This is a genomic window from Bacillus sp. 5mfcol3.1 (assembly GCF_900114335.1).
In the GTDB taxonomy this organism is placed as follows: Bacteria; Bacillota; Bacilli; order Bacillales; family Bacillaceae_G; genus Bacillus_A; species Bacillus_A thuringiensis_S.
On the sequence record NZ_FOST01000002.1, the window covers coordinates 156,168 to 177,221 of the forward strand.

Below are 21,054 nucleotides of genomic sequence, written 5' to 3' on the forward strand. Positions count from 1 at the left end.
GGAGGAGAGACGAAGTACGCATGATATAAGTAAGGCGTTTCTTTCAATATGAATGATGGAGTTTCATGTTGAGAGAAGTTTTTATTTTGTATTGCCTTTGTGAGTATATTATGAGGAAATGCTAAGAGGGTGTTTGTCCTGTTGAAAAAATGTTGAGAATTTCTCAACAGTAAAAGAATTAGCGTTGACATGAAACCAAAAGGTGTTATATTATCGAAGTGAAACCAAAAGGTGTTATGTTATAACGCCGAGTAAAGGAGAATGAAAATGGAACAACAAAATACATTAAATGATATTAAACAAACAATCATTTTTAACGCGTCTCTTCAAAAGGTATGGAGTGTAGTATCAACTGCAGAAGGGATTGCGTCATGGTTTATGCCAAATGATTTTGTATTAGAGGTAGGGCATGAATTTCATGTGCAATCGCCATTTGGGCCATCACCATGTAAAGTGTTAGAAATTGATGAGCCAAACCATTTATCTTTCTCATGGGATACAGATGGCTGGGTTGTTTCATTTAATTTGAAAGACTTAGGAGATAACAAAACAGAATTTACGTTAATTCACGGCGGCTGGAAACATCCTGATGAAATTCTTCCGAAAGCGAATGCGAAGAGCTCTATTATTCGCGATAGAATGAGCGGTGGTTGGGTAGCGATTGTAAATGAAAAACTGAAAAAGGTTGTCGAAGGCTAAGTGTCCTCGTCAGCAGCGAAATATGATGTATTTCAAGCAATTGCTGATCCAACCCGCCGAGAAGTAATACGGTTATTAAGTGACAAAGAGTTACCGATTTCCAAAATAACGGATTATTTTCCGATGAGTCGTACTGCGGTTGTAAAGCACCTTCATATTCTTTCGGAAGCGAATTTAGTAAGTGGAAGAAAAAGCGGAAGAGAGAAGATATATCGTTTGCATCCAGAACCATTAGAAGAATTACAACAGTGGCTCTCGTATTATGAACGTTTTTGGGATAATAAATTATCCATGCTGAAACATATTGTGGAGAATGAAGAATAAAAAAAGGATGACCAAAATGGTCATCCTTTTTATTGTTGCTCACTTGTTTGTGTAGCTGGCTTTAATAAAAGCCAAGCAATAATTAATGTAAATACTGCTAATACGAAAGTGCTCATATAAATGACATGTACGCTTGATGCTAATGCGGATTGTGATTCGGTTACTACGTTTGCTGTAGTACCGCCATGTCCACCAGATACAAGATCAAGATTTTTAATACCACGTGCGTGAATCATCGTATTAAAGATTGTACCGAATATTGCAGCACCTAACGTTTGACTAAATGTATTAATAAATGTATTTAAACCAACAGCTGTCCCGCGTGTATGAGCTGGCACGGCTGCTTGAATTGTTACCATGTAAATCGGTGTCACAAGCCCCATTCCTAAGCCGAATAATCCGACTGCTACATAAATAAGGAACGATGGTGAATTTGTTGATAGTGTAAATAATAAGAACGTAGCAACTGATAAGATGCTAGCTCCAAGTAAAATAATTTGTTTCGTTTTTAACTTACCAACTAAGTTACCCGAGAACATAGCCCCAAATGTCCACATAACAGGAATTGGCATTAAAATGAGTCCAGCTTCTGTTGCATTTTTTCCTAAAACACCCTGGCTCCAAATTGGAAGATACACAGTAATACTAATAATCATTGCGCCAGCAATAAGAGTTAATATATTTATCGTAGATAATGTACGGTTAGAGAAAAGTGCTAGCGGAATTAATGGTTCCGGAGATTTTTTCTCGATGAATAAGAAAATAATAAATGAAACGACGGCGAAGATTAATAGGCCGATAATTGTTATGTCTCCCCAGTTTTGCTTACTGCTACCTGTTAATAATGCATATAGTAGAGCGATTGTACTTAATGAGAAGACTGTCGCACCAAGATAGTCGATATGGTGTTTAGCGGGCTTAATAGATTCTTTGTAGTAAATTACAATCATTAAGCAAGCGATAATTCCGAATGGAACGTTTAAGAAGAAGATATAACGCCAAGAAAGGGAATCAACTAAAAATCCACCTACTAACGGTCCGATAACACCGGATACACCCCAAACGGCACTCATCCAACCTTGTGCTTTCGCGCGGTCTTTCGCTTCGCTATATAAGTCTCCAATAATCGTCATTGTGATTGGCATAACAGCACCAGCACCGATACCTTGAAGCGCGCGGAAGAAAATTAATTGTTCCATCGATGTAACGACTCCGCAAAGTGCAGAACCGACTAAAAAGATTGTAGCCCCGATCAGTAAAACCTTTTTACGACCAAATAAATCAGCGAGCTTTCCGTATATTGGAGTCGAAACAGCTGTTGCAAGCATATAAATTGCATATACCCAACTAACAAGTTCGACGCCTGACAAATCACTCGTTATACGAGGGATTGCTGTACTAACAATCGTTCCTTCTACTGCAGAAAGAAACGTCATTAACATTAAAGACATCATGACTTTTTTTCTCATTTGTTTTCCCCTTACCCTTTTTTAAATATTCAACAATATAAAATATAAAGGTACTAAGGTATATAAAGCAACAAAAAAGCAATGGAAAGTTACATGGAGCAGATGTTTGTCGCTTCTTGTCGGTAAGTCGATATATTTGAGAAATCGCCGATATAAGTTGTAGAATCGCTGATAAATTTGGAAAATCGCCGATATAATTACAGAATCGCTGATATATCTGTGGAATTGCCGATAATGATTTCATGGCAATATTAAAAAAGAAACAGGAATCCCTGTTTCTTTTTTTAATATTGCATTTTCGCGTTTTCTCCAGCTGTCGTTCCAGCAATTCTACCAGTAACAAGGGCTGATGTAATATTATAGCCACCAGTATAACCGTGGATATCAAGAACTTCTCCGCAGAAATATAAGCCGTTCGTGAATTTAGAAGACATTTCTTTCGGATTAATTTCTTTCACGGATACACCTCCGCCAGTAACGAATGCTTTTTCAATTGACTGCGTACCATTTACATTCACAGTAAACTCTTTAAAGTCTTTCACAAGTGCACGAATCTTTTCGTGAGAAACTTGTCCAGCTTGTTCACTACCGTCAATTTCATTTTTTTCTAATAAGAATAGGAAGTAACGTTCAGGGACATAACCTTTTAAAACGTTTTTAATTCCTTTTTTCGGATCTTCTTTCATTTGTTTCAGCATGCGCTGAAATAATTGCTCACTATTTTCCTCTGGCAATGCATCAATACTCATTTGTATTGTGTTCGTTTTAAACTTTTTCAGTGCTTTCACGACGAATTGACTACAACGAAGAGCAGCAGGACCAGATAGGCCAAAATGAGTGAAGAGCATGTCCATTTTGTGAGAAATGATAGCTTTTCCTTTCGGGTTTAATACGCTTAAGTTTATATCACGTAAAGCAAGACCTTGTAATGAGCGATCACGTATAAACGGCTCGTTTGACAGGATAGGTACTTCTGTTGGGAATAATTCTGTAATTGTATGACCTGCTTTTTCAGCCCAAGCGTATCCGTCTCCAGTGGAACCAGTTTGAGGAACAGATTTTCCGCCAACAGCGATAACGACGTGATTTGTTTCTAACACTTCGCCTGTTTGCAGTACAACTGCTTTCGTTTGACCATTTTCATATTCAATCGTTTCAACAGGCGTATTTGTACGGATTTTTACACCTAAGTTTTTTAATCGTGTTAAAAGTGCGTCTACAACAGATTGCGCTTTGTTTGACACAGGGAACATGCGACCGTGGTCTTCTTCTTTCAATTTAACACCGAGATTTTCGAAGAATGTAATAATATCTTCATTATTAAAAATAGAAAAAGCGCTGTATAAGAAGCGACCGTTTCCTGGTATATGTTTAACAATTTCATCAAGTGGTAGACGGTTTGTTACGTTGCAGCGTCCGCCACCAGAAATCGCAAGTTTACGCCCAAGTTTATTTCCTTTATCAAGAAGTAAGACATTTGCGCCTTCTTCTGCAGCACCAATTGCAGCCATTAGCCCAGAAGGACCGCCGCCGATGACAATAACATCATAATGCATAATATATCGACCTCATTTTCTACATTTCCTGCCTAAAAGAATAGCATGTTTTCCCTTAAAAGAAAAATAGAGTGAAGTACTGCTTAATGAGAGAATTGTGGTACAATACAAAAGTTAGAGTTCAGCACTATCCTGCTATTTGTAGGCGATAAGACTAAAACCTCAAGATTTAGGAGAAGTAAATAGGGAGTCTGTTAGCCTGTAAATGCTCGAATGGTTCAACTAATAAGGAGTAGGAGAGAAGTCTCCAACTAATTATAGTTTCACTTTATGTAGATGTAGGAGGATTTTTGTATGTCCGATTCGAAATTTCTGCGCGGAACGCTTATTGTTACGCTAGGGACATTTTTAGTAAAGTTCTTAGGCATGATTTACGTCTTTCCGTTTCATGCATTAGTAGGCACAGAAGGCGGAACGCTCTATACATATGGATACATTCCATATACGATCTTTTTAAGTATCGCAACGGCAGGTGTGCCGCTTGCTGTTTCAAAATTTGTTTCCAAATATAATGCGCTTGGCGATTATAAAACGAGCCGGAGAATGTTCCGCTCGGGAATGGTTATGATGATAGTAACAGGAGTTCTTTCGTTCCTAGTACTGTACATGACGGCGCCACTGTTTGCAGAAGCGATGCTTGGTAAACAAAGTATACACAATAATGTAGGAGAAGTTACGACGATCATTCGTCTTGTAAGTTTCGCACTTATTGTTGTACCAGCAGCGAGTTTAATTCGTGGTTATTTCCAAGGTCACCAGTCTATGGGACCAACTACCGTTTCACAAATTATTGAACAAATTATTCGTATCGTCTTTTTATTAGCTGGTAGTTTTATCGTTATTAAAGTACTTGGCGGTACAGTTGCAACAGCAGTTGGAGTAGCGACATTTGCTGCGTTCGTTTCAGCGGTTGGAGCACTCGGTGTGTTAATTTGGTACTGGTTAAAACGTAAAAAATATTTGGATCAATATTTAATTGAACAAACTGTACCAGAATCAACAGTAAGTACTGTTCAATTGTTTAAAGAGTTATTCGCATATGCGATTCCTTACGTTGTAATTGGGTTAACAATTCCTTTATATCAACAAATTGATACATTGACATTTAACTCAATTATGCAGGCGATTGGTCAAGGTGATATCGCAGAGCGAGCGCTTGGTATTTTCACAATGTGGACGCATAAGTTAATTATGATTCCTGTATCACTTGCAACAGCGTTTAGTTTAACGCTTGTACCAGCAATTACAAAATCATTTACTGAAAAACAATACCGCTATTTGAAATTACAAATTACACAAACATTCCAAGCAAATATGTTTTTAACATTGCCAGCAGTTATCGGTATTTCAACACTTGCATATCCAATTTACACTGCTTTCTATGACTCAGATCCATTAGGTGGACAAGTATTAATGTGGTATGCACCAGTTGCATTGTTATTTGCTTTATTTACAGTAACAGCGGCAATTCTTCAAGGGATTAATCAGCAAAAGCATGCGATTGTCGCGCTTATTATGGGTGTTATTTTGAAATTTGTATGTAACGTAATCTTTATTCGTTATTTCGGTACAGTAGGAGCAATTCTAGCGACCGCAGTTGGTTTCTTAGCTTCTGTTTGGTATACAAATCGACAAATTAAAAAATACGCACACTATTCATTCGGTGTTGTATATAAAAGAACATTCCAAATTGCAGTACTGACACTTATAATGGTCGTTGCTGTAAAACTATCACAATGGCTTCTATCCTTCATGATTTCGCCTGATGGCCGTATTGGTGCTCTTATAACAGTTGCGATTTGTGCAGGTATTGGCGGTCTTGTTTACGGATTGTTAGCAATTCGCACAGGAGTACTTGAAAGAGTATTTGGCGGAGAAGCATTAGATAAAATTCAACGTAAGCTTGGTAGTAGATTTAAAATAAAGTTGAAATCAAGAGGGGCGTAATTACGTCCCCTTTTCTATGATAAATAAAGAAGGTGAAAAACGTGAGATTAGATAAATTATTAGCGAATATGGGATATGGAAGTAGAAAAGAAGTAAAGAAATTATTGAAAGATGGCGTTGTGAAAATTGATGGAACGCCAGTAAAAGATGCGAAAGTTCATGTAAATGTAGAAGAGCAAGAAGTTATGATTCACGGTGAAGTTGTGGAATACAAAGAGTTTGTTTACTTAATGATGCATAAACCACAAGGTGTTATTTCAGCGACGGAAGATGATAATCATGAAACAGTAATAGATTTATTAGAATTAGAAGATGCAATCTTTGATCCGTTCCCAGTTGGACGACTTGATATCGATACGGAAGGTTTCTTATTGATAACAAATGATGGGAAGTTATCACATCAATTATTATCTCCGAAAAAGCATGTGCCGAAAAAATATTATGCACACGTTGCAGGAGTAGTAACAGAAGAGGATGTAAAAGAGTTTGCTAAAGGTGTTATTTTAGACGATGGCTATGAAACAAAGCCAGGTACGCTTACAATATTGAAAAGCGATGATATTTCTGAAATTGAGCTTGTGATTACGGAAGGGAAATTCCATCAAGTGAAGCGTATGTTTGAAGCGGTAGGGAAAAAAGTAGTCTACCTAAAAAGAACGGAGATGGGTCCGTTAGTATTAGATGAAGAACTAGAACTTGGACAATACCGAGAGCTAACAGATGAAGAAGTAGAAATGTTAAGAACATATCAAGTAGATACTGAAAAGTAGTACCTTTATAGGTGCAGAAAAAACCCCTTTCTAATAGTTAGAAAGGGGTATGTATTTATTTACATACAATTATTTTTCGTTATGAGGTCATTCTCACTTTCTTTCCTGTTGTTGTCCACTTACCGCGGCAAGGGCTATACACGAGTTCATTAAACTGCAACACATTTAGATCACGTTGTATCGTTCGCGGTGTGATCCCGAACTCATCTACAAGGTCTTTCGTCGTTACCGTTCCGTTTTCATTGATGTACATATAAATTGATTTAATGCGTGTTAGCATACGAGTAGTTGTAGGTTTCAAGAGAAAACCACTCCTCTACTAGTTTTTTTGACCCCATTCAGGAAAGAAGGTCGTTACTACCATTGTACTCTACATGATAAAATTCATGCTTTAATCTACTTAAATTTTACAAAAGTTTAACAAATATTTATATAGAAAAATATTGGTAGTTGACATTGTATATATGGTCAGTCAACTAACACATAAAATTCTACGTAAAACGCCAAATTCCTGCAAATTTTTTTGAAAAAATAAAAGAAAAACTAATAAGAAATGTCTGAAATATTACAATTGTTCGGTATTTAGTTTTCGTGTATGGCATGAGGGATTTTGGTTTGCTATGATGAAAGAGATAATATAGTGAAGGATGGATGCGTGATGTCAGCGATTAATTGGACTGAAGAAGTTGCAAAACGAAAAGATGATTTAATTCGTGATACACAACAATTTTTACAAATTAAAAGTGTATGGGAAGAAGAATCGGCGAAAGAAGGCGCACCATTTGGTGAAGGTGTAGAAAAAGCGCTATCTTTCATGTTACATAAAGGAGAAGCTGAAGGTTTTGCTTCTAAAAATTTAGAAGGATATGCAGGTCATCTTGAAATGGGACAAGGAGAAGAGTTAGTAGGTATTCTTTGTCACGTTGATGTTGTACCAGAAGGAGATGGCTGGACGACTCCTGCGTATAGTGCGGATATTCGCGACGGAAAGATTTTTGCACGTGGTGCAATTGACGATAAAGGCCCAACGATGGCAGCATATTATGCAATGAAAATTGTGAAAGAATTAGGCTTACCTCTTTCAAAACGTGTTCGTATGATTATAGGAACAGATGAGGAAAGCAATTGGAAATGTGTAGATCACTACTTTAAAAACGAAGAAATGCCAACAATCGGTTTTGCACCAGATGCAGACTTTCCAATTATTAATGCAGAAAAAGGAATTTCTGATATACAAGTTGTGCAAAATGGTAGTGAAGAGAAAAAAGGTACATATGAACTTGTTTCATTTGATTCAGGGCGTCGTTTAAATATGGTTCCTGATTTTGCAGAAGCGGTTATTACAGGAGAAGATGTAAATGCACTTACAGTAGCATATGAAGAGTATTTACACACTGCTAAAAAAATAGGGAAATCGACTATAGAAGGCAATACAGTGACGTTGCAAATAGAAGGAATTTCAGCGCACGGATCTACTCCTGAAAAAGGAGAAAATGCAGGTTTATTATTAGCAAACTTCTTAACTACAGTTTCACTTGATGGAAAAGCAAATGCATTTGCGACATTTGCAACAGAAACATTTACTGGTGATATTTTTGGTGAAAAAGCTACTATTGCTTATAAAGATGAAATTAGCGGTCCATTAACAGTGAATGTTGGTCGCCTTTCTTATACGAAAGAGAATGGTGGTAATTTAGGATTAAACGTACGTTACCCAGTTACGACTAACTTTGAAGAAATGATTGCAAAGTTAAAAGAATATGTAGGTACGTATGGATTTGCAGTAGTAGACTATTCTAACTCTCGTCCGCATCACGTTGATAAAGATCACGAGTTAATTCGTACGTTGCAACGTGTATATGAGGAACAAACAGGTGAAAAAGCTGAATTATTAGCAATCGGCGGAGGTACTTATGCTCGCTCATTAAAAGCTGGTGTGGCATTTGGACCGCTATTCCCTGGAAAAGAGGAACTTGCGCATCAAAAAGATGAGTACATTGAAATTGAAGACTTATTAAAAGCAACAGCAATTTATGCGCAAGCAATTCATGAACTAGCGAAGTAAAGTGAAACTTTAATCGCCGATATATGAATAATGACCGCTCTCTACTTTAGAGGGCGGCTTCTTTTTAATTGAATGAGATAAGAAAGAAAAGAAACAATAGAAAGAAGGAGACGGTGTACATGGATAGGCATTATTTTGTCGCAATTACTTTACCAAATCATATAAAAGAAGTGCTGTCTAACTATAAAGAGGATACGAATGAGGAATTACCATTTCGCTCGTGGGTACATAAGGAAGATTATCATATTACCCTTTCCTTTTTAGGAGGTGCGACAGAAGAACAGTTAAAAGGGATAAAGAATGGATTACAAACACTTACAAAAACAAAAGAACTATCGTTCACGTTACAAGGTTTTTCAACGTTTGGTAGAGAAGATCAGCCCCGTATTTTTTGGGCGAAGGTAAGTGAGAATCACGATTTGTTTCAGTTGCAAAAGCAAGTACATGCCATTTGTGAAGAAAATGGATTTTCTCTAGAAACACGCCCATATCATCCGCATATTACTGTTGCTCGTAAATGGATAGGAGAAGAAAAGTTTCATTTAGAAAGTATAAAAGAAGTCCCTGAAATATCATTTCAAGCAGATACAATTACTTTATACGAATCCCACGTGAAAGAAACCCCGAAGTATAAATCGATTGCTGAAATAAAATTACAAAAATAGAATGGTGAAAACGTTTTTTATGCAGGTGAATATACTATAGAGAAGAATGGAGTTACTGTATAGAGTCTTGTTGATAAGAAAAGCCTTATCATTTGCAGCTCATTTTATCTCGCTCATTAAAGTTTCACTTTATTTTAACTTTGAGAATGATGGTGATTTTTTTATGTTGAAAGTAAAACGTCCATTTGATGCCTATTTAGATGAAATGAATAAAATTACAATTTTGCTCCCACATGCGTATGGAACAAGTCGGACATTTCGTTTGCAAGAAGGAAGTAATGTGAAAGATTTACCGATTGCTCATACGATTGCGCTTCCAGATGCAACGAAGTATGAGTGCTTTATAGAAGAGCCGCTAGATGTGGGAAAGTATTATACAGTACGAGATGAACGGAATGAAGAAACGGATTTACAAATAGGTGCTGTTATTCGAACAATAATTTTCGATGAAAAGTATTATTACGAAGGTACAGATTTAGGTGCTGTGTATCAAAAAGAAGAAACGACATTTAAAGTATGGGCCCCAACTGCAAGGCTTGCGAAAGTAAGAATTTATAAGAGCGATAAAGAATATGCCGATCATGAAATGTACAGGGGAGAAAACGGAGTTTGGATTCAAACATTACAAGGTGATTTAGACGGAGCACGCTATACATTTCTTGTTTGTATTAATTTAATATGGAACGAAGCTGTAGATCCTTATGCAAAGTCGGTGACGGTAAACGGAAAACACGGTGTTGTTATCGATTTAGAAAAAACGAATGTAACAAGAAGAGAAGGATTACCACCATTACAATCAATGACAGATGCCATATTGTATGAACTGCATATTCGTGATGCGACTATACATCAAAATAGTGGAGTGATTCAAAAGGGAACATATAAAGGATTGATGGAAGAGGGAACAACAGGACGGAACGGGACTTTAACAGGGTTGTCTCATATAAAAGATTTAGGTGTTACACATGTTGAACTATTACCGTTATATTGTTTCGGTGGTGTAGATGAGGCGAATCCTTCATCTGCCTATAATTGGGGGTATAATCCATTATATTACAATGCACCAACAGGATTTTATGCTACAAATCCCTCTGATCCGTATAACAGGATAGTAGAGTGTAAACAGTTGATCGAGACATTTCATGAGCATGGCATTAGGGTAATTATAGATGTTGTATATAATCATGTTTATGAAAGAGAGCTATCATCATTTGAAAAGCTTGTTCCAGGATACTATTTTCGTCATGGTGAAGATGGTATGCCTTCTAATGGGACGGGAGTCGGAAATGATATAGCATCTGAACGGAAAATGATGAGGAAATTCATTGTAGAGTCTATTTTATATTGGCTTACTGAATATAATGTCGATGGATTCCGATTCGACTTAATGGGAATTTTAGATGTTGATACAATGAATATGATAGAAAAAGAAGTGCGAAACATAAAACGAGATGCTTTGTTATTAGGAGAAGGATGGGATTTACAAACACCGCTTCCTCGTGAGGAAAAAGCAACGTTAAATAATGCGAAGAAAATGCCACATATGGCGCAGTTTAATGATCAATTTCGTGATGGGATAAAAGGGAGTACATTTCATATAAATAAGCGTGGTTTTGCATTTGGTGGGCATGTAGACTGTAATCATTTGCAGTATATTGCAGCAGGAAGTCTTTTAAGTATGAAAGAAACAGGGCTGTTTCTAGAGCCGGCGCAAAGCATTAACTATGTAGAATGTCATGATAATATGACGATGTGGGATAAACTAGTGCGCAGTAATGAAGAATCAGAAGCGATTTTGAAAAAACGTCACCTGCTAGCGAGCGCAATGGTTATTCTTTCACAAGGTATTCCTTTCTTACATGCAGGACAAGAGTTTTATCGTACGAAGAAAGGAAATGAAAATAGCTATAATGCAAATGATGAAATCAATCAATTAGATTGGGATCAAAAAGAGAAAGAAATAGAGACCGTTAACTATATAAAAGGTTTAATTGCGATTCGTAAAGAGCATGGGGCATTCCGATTACAAAACGCAGACCTTATAAAAAAACATATGACTTTTTTACAAACATCTACAGAAGTACTTGCATATCACCTAGAGCATGCAGAATCGTTTGGGCCGTGGAAAGAGATTGTCGTTTTATTTAATAGCGGTTTAGAAGCTAAAACTGTGCAACTTCCGAAAGAAGAAACGTGGCATGTGATAGTAGACGAAAAGCAAGCGAAAATAGAGCCAATTTCTTTATTTAGAGGAAAGGAACTTAGGCTCGCTCCAATTAGCACGTATATATTGACGATAATGTGACAAATCGCTACTTGACGATGAGAATGTAATAAATGTAGAATTGACAAAGGTGACGATTTTGATAAGTTGTCATTCTATGACAGGTTTTGTAAAATAAAATAGAGAATTTTTGGCTGAGGCTAATTTTTCTTTTCATTTACAGTAAAATATATGAATCCACAACATGTGTAGAAATGTTGCGGTTTTTCTTTTCATAACTATAAAAGATAAGGATTTGTTAACGGGTAATGAATATGGAATGGTTGGAACAATTATTAGGAAAAGAGTGGAGTCTTGTACCGGCTGGTGGAGTAACGGGCGATGCATATATTGCGCAAAACGGACAACAGAAGTTATTTTTAAAGCGGAATACATCGCCCTTTTTAGCGGTATTGTCAGCAGAAGGAATTGTTCCAAAATTACTTTGGACAAGAAGGGTAACGAACGGTGATGTAATTTCTGCTCAAAAATGGCTTCCGGGACAGAAGTTAGAGCCAGAGGATATGAAACTAGAACGTGTTGCGAAACTTTTGAAGAAAATTCACTCCTCTAAAGCGCTTGTACAGATGATTCAAAGACTTGGGAAGCAACCGCTTCACGCACAAGAGTTATTACAACAACTGCAACTCGTTTTAAGAGGAGATATAAGGGATGATGAAACAATTCAGCAAGGCCTTCAATATTTAATGGATTCATTAAAAGCTATTGAATACAATGAATTCGTTGTATGCCATTGTGATGTAAACCATAACAACTGGATATTGTCGGATGAAGATGAGTTGTTTTTAATTGATTGGGATGGAGCTGTAATTGCTGACCCAGCTCTAGACCTTGGTATGTTATTATATTGGTACATCCCGCGCCAGGAGTGGAGTGAGTGGCTCGGTTTTTATGATATTGAAATGGATGAATCGCTGCTTAGGCGCATGAGATGGTATGTGATAGCACAAACGATTTTGTCTATTCAATGGCATACAACAAAAAAACAGCAAGCAGAAGCTGAATATTGGCATCAATATTTACAGCAACTACTTGCTTCAGAATAATACTTAAGAAAAATTGTCCATTCCAGCAATCCACTGAGTAAGTTGTTCTTGATTATTGGAAATATGGTTGTCCAAATTAGAGGAAGATTTACCCGATTGACTATAAGAATATACATCGTTTAGCATTGTTTTAGCGTCACTACTTATATTATCGTTTGCGAGTAACGATTGAATGAGGCGCTCTAATTGCTCGCATTCTGAAACTGTCCCGCAGCAATCACTTTGGTGGTTGACTAAAATATCTTTCAGCACTTCTAATTGATGTTGTTGATTAATTGGCATGAACGGATCATCCTTTCGATTGTTTTTCTCTTCAAATGTAAGAGAAAAAGCTGTTTCGTCATGGAATGTTTAATGCTGTATGTAGTTTTTATCAAAATGGTACATCTTATACTTGAAAGAAACGGACCGAGTGCTCGTACGTACTTGGTTTTTTGTTTGGTAGATTGATTAAAAAAAGAAAGAAGGAATTATTCCTTTAAAATAGTTTTGTAAAGAGAGGGAGACATCTATGCGTTTAAGACATAAACCATATGCAATGGATCGAATTAACGAGTATTCACATATCGTAATCGGAAACCCAGAGGAGCGCGCTGGTAACTGGAAAGAAGTATTTGGAAATGAACAACCAATTCATATTGAAGTAGGTACAGGTCGTGGCCGCTTTATGTATGATATGGCAAAAGCGAATCCACATATTAATTATATTGGAATTGAAAAATTCACAAGTGTTGTTGTAGATGCACTTGATAAATTAATTGAAGAAGAAGTGCCGAACTTAAAGTTAATTAATAAAGATGCTGAAGATTTAACAGTTTTCTTTGCAAAAGGTGAGATTGATCGCGTTTATTTAAACTTCTCAGATCCATGGCCAAAGAAGCGTCATACGAAGCGTCGTTTAACGTATAAAACGTTTTTACGCAATTATGAAGAAGTGTTAGTAGAAGGCGGAGAAATTCATTTCAAAACAGATAACCAAGGTTTATTTGAATATTCTCTTATGAGTATGGCTGAGTATGGTATGTTACTAACTTACTTAAGCTTAGATCTTCATAACAGCGACTTTGAAGGTAACATCATGACTGAATACGAAGAGAAATTCTCTAGTAAAGGTCATCGTATTTACCGAGTTGAAGCAAAATATCGTACAGAGCCTATGCAGTAATGCATAGGTTTTTTTACATCTAAAATAATCAGAATTTTATGTTAAGATTAATTGAAAGGGGGATGTGTAATGGAACAGTTACAAATTGGAGATATAAAAGTAACGTGGTTAAAAGGCGGAAATACACATTTAGATGGAGGGGCAATGTTTGGTGTTGTGCCGAAAGTACTTTGGTCACGTAAATATAAACATAATGACACAAATCATATTTACTTACGAACAGATCCGTTACTTTTACAAACGAAAGATGGAAATATGCTCATTGATTCAGGAATAGGAAACGGTAAGTTGGATGAGAAGATGAAACGAAATCAAGGTGTAACAGAAGAATCATCGGTTTATGAATCGTTAGAAAAACAGGGATTAAAGCCTGAAGATATTCAATATGTTTTAATGACACACCTTCATTTTGATCATGCATCTGGCCTAACAAAATGGGATGGGGATCAACTTGTACCAGCGTTTCCAAATGCGAAAGTTTACGTAAGTGAAACAGAGTGGAATGAAATGAGGAACCCAAATATTAGATCCCGTAATACATATTGGAAGGAAAATTGGGAACCGATTGTAGATCAAGTTGTTACATTTCAGCAAGAAATAGAAATTACAGATGAAATCAAGATGGCACATACGGGTGGGCATAGTGATGGACATGCAGTCATCATTTTGGAGAGTCAAGGGGAAACGATGCTACATTTAGCAGATCTCTTGCCGACGCACGCGCATCAAAATGTATTATGGGTAATGGCATACGATGATTATCCGATGACCTCGATTGAAAATAAACAAAAATGGATGAAGTATGGTGCTGAAAAAGAGGCATGGTTTACGTTTTACCATGACGCATATTATCGCGCTGTGAAGTGGAATGAGGAAGGTCATATCGTAGAAAAAATAGAACGGAAAACGAGTATAGAAGCATAAAAATAGGAGGTTGTTCCATCATATTTATTGGAGCAGCTTCTTTTTTATTGTCGGGTTTTGTTGGTAAGTCGATATATTTAAAAAATCGCCGATATAATTTGAGTTACGCTGATATAATTTTAATCAATACCCGCAATTTCAAAAAAATAAGAGGTTCACCTAATGGGAACCCTCCGTTTTATGCTGCTATAACCTCTAAAACAGTACCTGTTTTAGCATCAACTAAAAATTCAAATCGTTCTTGTATATCATCTAACATTGTTGTAAGACCGCCGCGATAAACTTCATATGCGACATCATATTTTTCAAATGTCTCTGGAACCATATGTACCCAAGAGCCAGTAATTTCACCTTTATGACTTAATGCTTGTTTCACCATTTTCAATGCTTTTTCTGAAGAAATATGGGATTGTTCTTGTACTTTGTTTGCAACGAGATAACCAGCTGCGAACCCAACGCCAAGACCTGCTACTAAACCTTTCCAGCTCATATATTCACCTCAATTCTATAAAATAAAAATAGTGTACCAATAATAATTATAAAGCAAATACAGCTAAAAAAGAAGAAACTAGAAACATTTCGAAAATTTCGTTACAATAAAAGAGGTATTCTACTAAGGTTTGAAAGAAGGGGACTTCGTGAATAAAGAGACATTGCAATTATTTCGTACGTTAACAGAATTACAAGGTGCATCAGGTTTTGAACATGATGTACGCCGTTTTATGAAACAAGAATTAAGCAAATATGCGGATGAAATTGTACAAGACGGTTTAGGTAGCGTATTTGGTCTGAAAAAAGGGGACGAAACTGGCCCGCGTGTTCTTGTAGCAGGTCATATGGATGAAGTAGGTTTCATGGTTACGCAAATTACGAAAAACGGAATGCTTCGTTTTCAAACGTTAGGCGGCTGGTGGAGTCAAGTTTTATTAGCGCAGCGTGTACAAGTTATGACGAAGAATGGTCCTGTTATTGGGGTTGTTGGTTCTATTCCTCCTCATTTATTAAGTGACGCGCAACGTGCAAAACCGATGGATATAAAAAATATGTTAATTGATATAGGTGCAGATAGTTATGAAGATGCGATTGAAATTGGTGTAAAACCAGGACAACAAATCGTGCCGATTTGCCCATTCACACCGATGGCAAATGAGAAGAAAATTATGGCGAAAGCTTGGGACAACCGTTACGGATGTGGTCTTGCAATCGAATTGTTAAAAGAATTAAAAGATGAAACATTACCAAATACATTATATTCTGGTGCTACTGTACAAGAAGAAGTAGGTCTTCGCGGAGCGCAAACCGCTGCAAATATGATTCAACCAGACATTTTCTATGCGCTTGATGCAAGTCCAGCAAACGATGCATCTGGTGACAAAACGCAGTTCGGTCAATTAGGAAAAGGTGCCCTTCTTCGTATTTACGATCGCACGATGGTAACACATAGAGGAATGCGCGAATTCATTTTAGATACAGCAGAAACAAACAACATTCCGTACCAATACTTTATTTCACAAGGTGGTACAGATGCTGGCCGTGTACATACAAGTAACTCTGGTATCCCATCAGCAGTAATTGGTGTTTGTGCACGCTACATTCATACACATGCTTCAATTTTACATGTTGATGATTATGCAGCGGCGAAAGAATTAATTACGAAGCTTGTAAGAACAACAGATAAAACGACGTTAGAGACAATTAAGAATAACGCGTAGAGAAGAAGGGCGAAAAACCCTTCTTTTTTTAGGTTGAAGAGATGACCCAGCGATGATTGGGAGCGGTCAGTGCTTAATTGGTGTTCGAATGATGTATGAAGACCCCAAGTAGGAAGTGAGAGGAAGGCTGTTTTTGTTTTCGCAGACGATAATGTTGTTAGAAAAACCCTTCTTTTTTTAGGTTGAAGAGATGACCCAGCGATGATTGGGAGCGGTCAGTGCTTAATTGGTGTTCGAATGATGTATGAAGACTCCAAGTAGGAAGTGAGAGGAAGGCTGTTTTTGTTTTCGAAGACGGTAATGTTGCTAGAAAAAACCTTCTTTTTTAGGCTGAATAGATGACTTGGTGATATGTGGTAGTGGTTGATACTTAATTCGTATCTGATGCGGATATTAGAATAGAATGATGAATTTTTATAGAGGTGAACGAAATGAAGGTAGTAGTTGGATCGAAGAATAAAACGAAGGTTGGCGCTGTGGAGAAGGTTTGGAAAGATGCTGAAATTACATCTCTTTCTGTTCCTTCAGGAGTAGCAAATCAGCCGTTTTCAGATGAAGAGACGATGCAAGGAGCGATTAATAGAGCGAAGCGAGCGCTAGAGGAAGGAGGAGCTCAAATTGGTATTGGGCTAGAAGGCGGCGTAATGAAAACGGAGTACGGTTTATTTATGTGTAATTGGGGCGCGCTAGCAACAAGTGATGGTAAAATATTTGTTGCCGGCGGGGCACGTATTACGTTACCGGATGATTTTTTAGCACCTCTTGAAGAGGGCAAGGAGTTAAGTGAAGTGATGGAAGAGTTTGTACATAGAAAAGATATTCGTAGTCACGAAGGTGCAATCGGTATTTTTACAGATGATTATGTTGATCGCACGGAATTATTTGTACACGTTGTTAAGTTACTTGTTGGGCAATATAAGTATGACGAAAAGCAAGCATAAACCTTGCACCATGCGTGATGTATGGTAGTATAAAAGAAAGATTATAACATGAAAACATGCACTCGTTAGAGGAGGAAATATAGATGAAGTCATTAGAAAGCATGGAGCAATTCCAACAATTAAAAAATGAAGAGAATGTAGTCTTTATGTTCTCAGCAGAATGGTGCCCAGACTGCCGTTTTGTAGACCCATTTATGCCAGAAGTAGAAGAGAAATATAGTGATTTCTCATTTTACTATGTAGATCGTGATGAGTTTATTGATCTATGTGTAAAATTAGACGTATTTGGCATTCCGAGCTTTGTAGCGTACAATAAGGGTGAAGAAACTGGTCGCTATGTAAACAAAGATCGTAAAACACAAGAACAAATCGAAGAGTTTATTGAAGGTTTAAAATAAGGCAATTTGCCAATTGAATTGTAAAACAACCTCTACCTTCGCGGGGGAGGTTATTTTTTTGGAAGGGAGGAAAAAGAGATGAAGATGACAAGTAAAAAGATGAAAGACGAGTTAATGAAGAAATTATCTCGCCCAGAATGGGACTTTCAGTATGATAGCGAGAAAGAAGTTCTACGTATTGAACAGAAAGACTCTAAAAAAGGTATTAACGTATCGCTTCCAGGAGTTGTGGCAAAATGGGAAGTGAATAAAGAAAAAGCAATTGAAGAGGTTGCTTATTATGTACAAGAAGCGCTAATTGCGATGCATAAAGAAGAAAATAGCGGAGCGAAAATTTTACCTGTTATTCGCTCTACTTCTTTCCCGAAACAAGCAGAAGAAGGAAATCCGTTTATTATGACGGATCATACGGCGGAAACACGTATTTACTATGCGTTAGATTCGAATAAAACGTATCGACTAATCGATGAGCGTCTGTTACAAAAATTAGAACTTACAGAACAGCAAGTACGTGAAATGGCATTATTCAATGCTCGTTCATTAGGTTATGAATTTAAACAAGACACAGTAGCGGGTAATACATTCTACTTTTTAAACACAAATGATGGATATGACGCGACGCGTATTTTAAACGAATCGTTACTACAATCGATGCGTGAAAAGATTTCTGGTGACATGGTTGTTGCTGTTCCTCACCAAGATGTATTAATTATTGCTGATATCGTTAACGAAATCGGTTATGATATTATTGCACAAATGACAATGAAATTTTTTGCCGAAGGGCATGTTCCGATTACATCACTTTCATTCGTATATGAAGATGGAGACTTTGAACCAATCTTTATTTTAGCGAAGAATCGGAAGAAGACAGATGGAAAAGAGAAAGGATGAACGAAGTGAACGTTTTTTACAACCTTGAAGGAATTGGTGACACTTTAATTGTTGCCTTACAAGATATTACTTTAGAGAACCGTACTTTTGATCGCAAAGGAGATGTTGCTCGCGTTTATGATCGTGAAAGCAACGTAACGGGAGGATTCAACATCTTTAATGCATCTTCTTATTTAGAAGTAACAGAAACAGGTAACCTTACATTAACGAAAGAGCTTGTTGAGAAAATCAACGAAATTTTAGCGAAGAACGGCTTTGAAGAAACAGTAGAAGCAGATCTTTCTCCGAAATTTGTTGTAGGTTATGTAGCTGAAAAAGAAAAGCATCCAAATGCTGATAAGTTAAACATCTGTAAAGTAGAAATCGGTACAGAAACATTACAAATCGTATGTGGCGCACCAAACGTTGATGCAGGACAAAAAGTTGTCGTTGCAAAAATCGGTGCTGTAATGCCAAGCGGTATGTTAATCAAGCCAGCTGAGCTTCGCGGTGTTCCTTCTTCTGGAATGATCTGCTCTGCACGTGAATTAGAGCTTCCAGACGCTCCACAAGAAAAAGGTATTCTTGTATTAGAAGATAGTTTTGAAGTTGGACAAGAATTTAAATTTTAATTGATATAAGAAAAGAGAGGTTGTCCTTTTGGGCAGCCTCTCTTTTTTGTCATTTTTGTTGGTAAGTCGAAATTTCGTGTTGAATCGTTAATATATTGAGAGTTGTGATAGATATACTCAAAAAATCGTAAATATGATAAAGGTGTCACCTTTTGTCTTAAAATCTATATTGTATTTTATAAACAAACTAGTTAAAATTTAGAAAAATAGAAGGGGATAGACGTATGAAACAACAACCAAAAATCGCAGAACTTCTAAAACGAATTGAAACTTCAAAACAGCAAGATGTTGAGCTAGGTACTTATGAAATATATGTGTTTAGTGAAAGTGAATTAGAAAAAGGACAAATCGGTTACCGATATGATAAACATAAAAAGTCATTAATAAGTGAAGAAAACGGAAAGTGGCAAGAAGGATGGATTGCAATTGGATATGAAACGGATATGGGCGATCCAGTTTTCGTAAATATAGATGATGACGCTTATCCAGTTTATACTGCAGAACGTGGTACAGAAACATGGCAGCCAGTTTATATTGGAAATATGGATGAGATTATAGGGCAATTATAAGAAAAACTTTGAATCCGGTGCAAAGTGATGGGAGAGAAGTATGAAGTATATAAAAATAATGAGCATGATTGCATTCATTGGAATATATATGGCCGGTTGTTCACAAGAGCAGCCGAAAAAAGAAACTACATCTTCTATACAAGAGAAAAACAAAGATACCAAAGAAGACGCACCGGTAGAAAAGCAGCAAGAACAAGAAAAGAACGAAGAATCGCAAGTAGAACATAGGCAAGAGGAAGTATCAGCCGAGGGAAAGAAAGAAGAAACTACGCCAGTGCAGCCAATTGAGCAACCAGTGCAAAATAATGAACAAAAAGTAGAGAGTAATGAAAAGCAAGGAAAGTTTCTCGTCGTTATTGATCCAGGGCATCAACAAAAAGCGAATTTAAATTTAGAGCCAATTGGACCAGGGGCAACAACGCAAAAATATAAAGTGACAGACGGTACAACAGGTGTTGTGACGAAAAAGAGAGAGGCTGTACTTGTATTAGAAATGGCTTTTTTATTAAAAGAAAAGCTTGAAGCAAAAGGGATACAAGTATTAATGACGAGAACATCACAAGACGTTGATATAAGTAATAAAGAACGGGCGACATTCGCAAATAATCATAAGGCTAATTTATTTTTACGTCTTCATGCAGATGGTTCTGAAAATCCAAACGAAAGTGGATTTGCTGTATTGACGCCGGCAGAAGGAAGTCCGTATACGAAAGAGATTTATGCGGAAAGTCTTCAAATCTCTCAAATGATTGTAAATAAAATGAGGGAGAACCAGCAAGTAAAAGTAAATGGAATTAAATTTAGGGATGACCTTTCTGGATTCAATTGGTCCAAAGTACCTGGCGTACTATTAGAACTTGGGTTTATGTCAAACCATGAAGAAGATAAAAAATTATCTGACCCGCAGTATGTAAATTCTTTATTGCAAAGTGTAACGGATAGTGTAGATGCATATCGGAAGAGTAAAGCTTAAACGCAGTCTTACATGAAAGGCTGCGTTTTTCCATATGAAAACACT

22 protein-coding genes are annotated in these 21,054 nt (G+C 36.9%); 17 read left to right on the forward strand and 5 right to left on the reverse strand.

Features of this window, described 5'->3' with window-relative positions; all coding sequences use genetic code 11:
- Nucleotides 1–267 precede the first annotated feature (267 nt).
- Together BM089_RS09990 and BM089_RS09995 are read left to right on the forward strand one after the other, a co-directional pair.
- Complete coding sequence (locus BM089_RS09990; RefSeq protein WP_016512229.1) at nt 268–699, forward strand: SRPBCC family protein; 432 nt, start codon at nt 268–270, stop codon at nt 697–699.
- Nucleotides 700–1,023, forward strand: a complete 324-nt coding sequence (locus BM089_RS09995; RefSeq protein ID WP_016512230.1) for an ArsR/SmtB family transcription factor — start codon at nt 700–702, stop codon at nt 1,021–1,023.
- 29 nt (nt 1,024–1,052) lie between these two features.
- On the opposite strand, the gene BM089_RS10000 is transcribed toward BM089_RS09995, so the two are convergent.
- Together BM089_RS10000 and BM089_RS10010 are read right to left on the reverse strand one after the other, a co-directional pair.
- Nucleotides 1,053–2,492: an MDR family MFS transporter gene (locus tag BM089_RS10000; RefSeq protein ID WP_001228030.1), complete on the reverse strand. Its 1,440-nt coding sequence runs from the start codon at nt 2,490–2,492 to the stop codon at nt 1,053–1,055.
- A gap of 284 nt (nt 2,493–2,776) precedes the next feature.
- Entirely contained in the window at nt 2,777–4,048 is a 1,272-nt protein-coding gene (locus BM089_RS10010; RefSeq protein WP_025118400.1) for a BaiN/RdsA family NAD(P)/FAD-dependent oxidoreductase, read from the reverse strand.
- A 294-nt stretch (nt 4,049–4,342) separates the two neighbouring features.
- Between BM089_RS10010 and BM089_RS10015 the strand changes: the two genes are divergently transcribed.
- Nucleotides 4,343–5,995, forward strand: a complete 1,653-nt coding sequence (locus BM089_RS10015; RefSeq protein ID WP_001284026.1) for a putative polysaccharide biosynthesis protein — start codon at nt 4,343–4,345, stop codon at nt 5,993–5,995.
- 41 nt (nt 5,996–6,036) lie between these two features.
- Nucleotides 6,037–6,765 carry a pseudouridine synthase gene (locus BM089_RS10020; RefSeq protein WP_090976864.1) on the forward strand — a complete coding sequence of 243 codons (729 nt, stop codon included), beginning with the start codon at nt 6,037–6,039 and terminating at the stop codon, nt 6,763–6,765.
- A gap of 79 nt (nt 6,766–6,844) precedes the next feature.
- Here BM089_RS10020 and BM089_RS10025 read toward each other — a convergent pair whose 3' ends face one another.
- Nucleotides 6,845–7,066: a DeoR family transcriptional regulator gene (locus BM089_RS10025; RefSeq protein WP_000805512.1), complete on the reverse strand. Its 222-nt coding sequence runs from the start codon at nt 7,064–7,066 to the stop codon at nt 6,845–6,847.
- Between the two features lie 357 nt (nt 7,067–7,423).
- On the opposite strand from BM089_RS10025, the gene pepV reads away from it, so the two are divergent.
- The 4 genes from pepV to BM089_RS10045 all read left to right on the forward strand — a co-directional run bounded on the left by pepV (nt 7,424) and on the right by BM089_RS10045 (nt 12,825).
- The gene (gene pepV, locus BM089_RS10030) at nt 7,424–8,830 is read left to right on the forward strand and encodes a dipeptidase PepV (RefSeq protein WP_090976866.1); all 1,407 of its coding nucleotides are present in this window, start codon (nt 7,424–7,426) and stop codon (nt 8,828–8,830) included.
- A 119-nt stretch (nt 8,831–8,949) separates the two neighbouring features.
- Nucleotides 8,950–9,495, forward strand: a complete 546-nt coding sequence (gene thpR, locus BM089_RS10035; RefSeq protein WP_000373841.1) for an RNA 2',3'-cyclic phosphodiesterase — start codon at nt 8,950–8,952, stop codon at nt 9,493–9,495.
- Nucleotides 9,496–9,658: 163 nt separating this feature from the next.
- Entirely contained in the window at nt 9,659–11,800 is a 2,142-nt protein-coding gene (gene pulA, locus BM089_RS10040) for a type I pullulanase (protein ID WP_090976868.1), read from the forward strand.
- 227 nt (nt 11,801–12,027) lie between these two features.
- The gene (locus BM089_RS10045; protein ID WP_002094168.1) at nt 12,028–12,825 is read left to right on the forward strand and encodes a phosphotransferase family protein; all 798 of its coding nucleotides are present in this window, start codon (nt 12,028–12,030) and stop codon (nt 12,823–12,825) included.
- A gap of 3 nt (nt 12,826–12,828) precedes the next feature.
- On the opposite strand, the gene BM089_RS10050 is transcribed toward BM089_RS10045, so the two are convergent.
- On the reverse strand, nt 12,829–13,107 hold the full coding sequence (locus tag BM089_RS10050; RefSeq protein ID WP_001122235.1) for a YtzH-like family protein: 279 nt from the start codon (nt 13,105–13,107) through the stop codon (nt 12,829–12,831).
- Between the two features lie 229 nt (nt 13,108–13,336).
- On the opposite strand from BM089_RS10050, the gene trmB reads away from it, so the two are divergent.
- Nucleotides 13,337–13,990, forward strand: coding sequence for a tRNA (guanosine(46)-N7)-methyltransferase TrmB (gene trmB, locus BM089_RS10055; protein ID WP_001239383.1), 654 nt, complete (start codon nt 13,337–13,339; stop codon nt 13,988–13,990).
- Between the two features lie 69 nt (nt 13,991–14,059).
- Nucleotides 14,060–14,914 (forward strand): YtnP family quorum-quenching lactonase, encoded by an 855-nt coding sequence (locus BM089_RS10060; RefSeq protein WP_065229454.1) that lies wholly within the window; start codon nt 14,060–14,062, stop codon nt 14,912–14,914.
- Between the two features lie 178 nt (nt 14,915–15,092).
- On the opposite strand, the gene BM089_RS10065 is transcribed toward BM089_RS10060, so the two are convergent.
- Complete coding sequence (locus tag BM089_RS10065; RefSeq protein ID WP_000118541.1) at nt 15,093–15,404, reverse strand: PepSY domain-containing protein; 312 nt, start codon at nt 15,402–15,404, stop codon at nt 15,093–15,095.
- Between the two features lie 148 nt (nt 15,405–15,552).
- On the opposite strand from BM089_RS10065, the gene BM089_RS10070 reads away from it, so the two are divergent.
- The 7 genes from BM089_RS10070 to BM089_RS10100 all read left to right on the forward strand — a co-directional run bounded on the left by BM089_RS10070 (nt 15,553) and on the right by BM089_RS10100 (nt 21,009).
- Entirely contained in the window at nt 15,553–16,626 is a 1,074-nt protein-coding gene (locus BM089_RS10070) for a M42 family metallopeptidase (protein ID WP_001031517.1), read from the forward strand.
- Between the two features lie 431 nt (nt 16,627–17,057).
- On the forward strand, nt 17,058–17,567 hold the full coding sequence (locus BM089_RS10075) for a DUF84 family protein (RefSeq protein ID WP_000869932.1): 510 nt from the start codon (nt 17,058–17,060) through the stop codon (nt 17,565–17,567).
- An 83-nt stretch (nt 17,568–17,650) separates the two neighbouring features.
- A complete protein-coding gene (locus tag BM089_RS10080; protein ID WP_000838193.1) occupies nt 17,651–17,965 on the forward strand; it encodes a thioredoxin family protein in 315 nt (104 codons plus the stop codon).
- 78 nt (nt 17,966–18,043) lie between these two features.
- Nucleotides 18,044–18,856 (forward strand): DUF1444 domain-containing protein, encoded by an 813-nt coding sequence (locus BM089_RS10085; protein WP_000784605.1) that lies wholly within the window; start codon nt 18,044–18,046, stop codon nt 18,854–18,856.
- A complete protein-coding gene (gene ytpR, locus BM089_RS10090) occupies nt 18,853–19,467 on the forward strand; it encodes a YtpR family tRNA-binding protein (RefSeq protein WP_001006777.1) in 615 nt (204 codons plus the stop codon). The genes BM089_RS10085 and ytpR overlap by 4 nt, the downstream gene beginning before the upstream one ends.
- A gap of 224 nt (nt 19,468–19,691) precedes the next feature.
- Nucleotides 19,692–20,036, forward strand: coding sequence for a hypothetical protein (locus BM089_RS10095; protein ID WP_000813348.1), 345 nt, complete (start codon nt 19,692–19,694; stop codon nt 20,034–20,036).
- Between the two features lie 40 nt (nt 20,037–20,076).
- Nucleotides 20,077–21,009: an N-acetylmuramoyl-L-alanine amidase gene (locus BM089_RS10100; protein WP_139213250.1), complete on the forward strand. Its 933-nt coding sequence runs from the start codon at nt 20,077–20,079 to the stop codon at nt 21,007–21,009.
- The last annotated feature ends 45 nt before the right edge of the window (nt 21,010–21,054 follow it).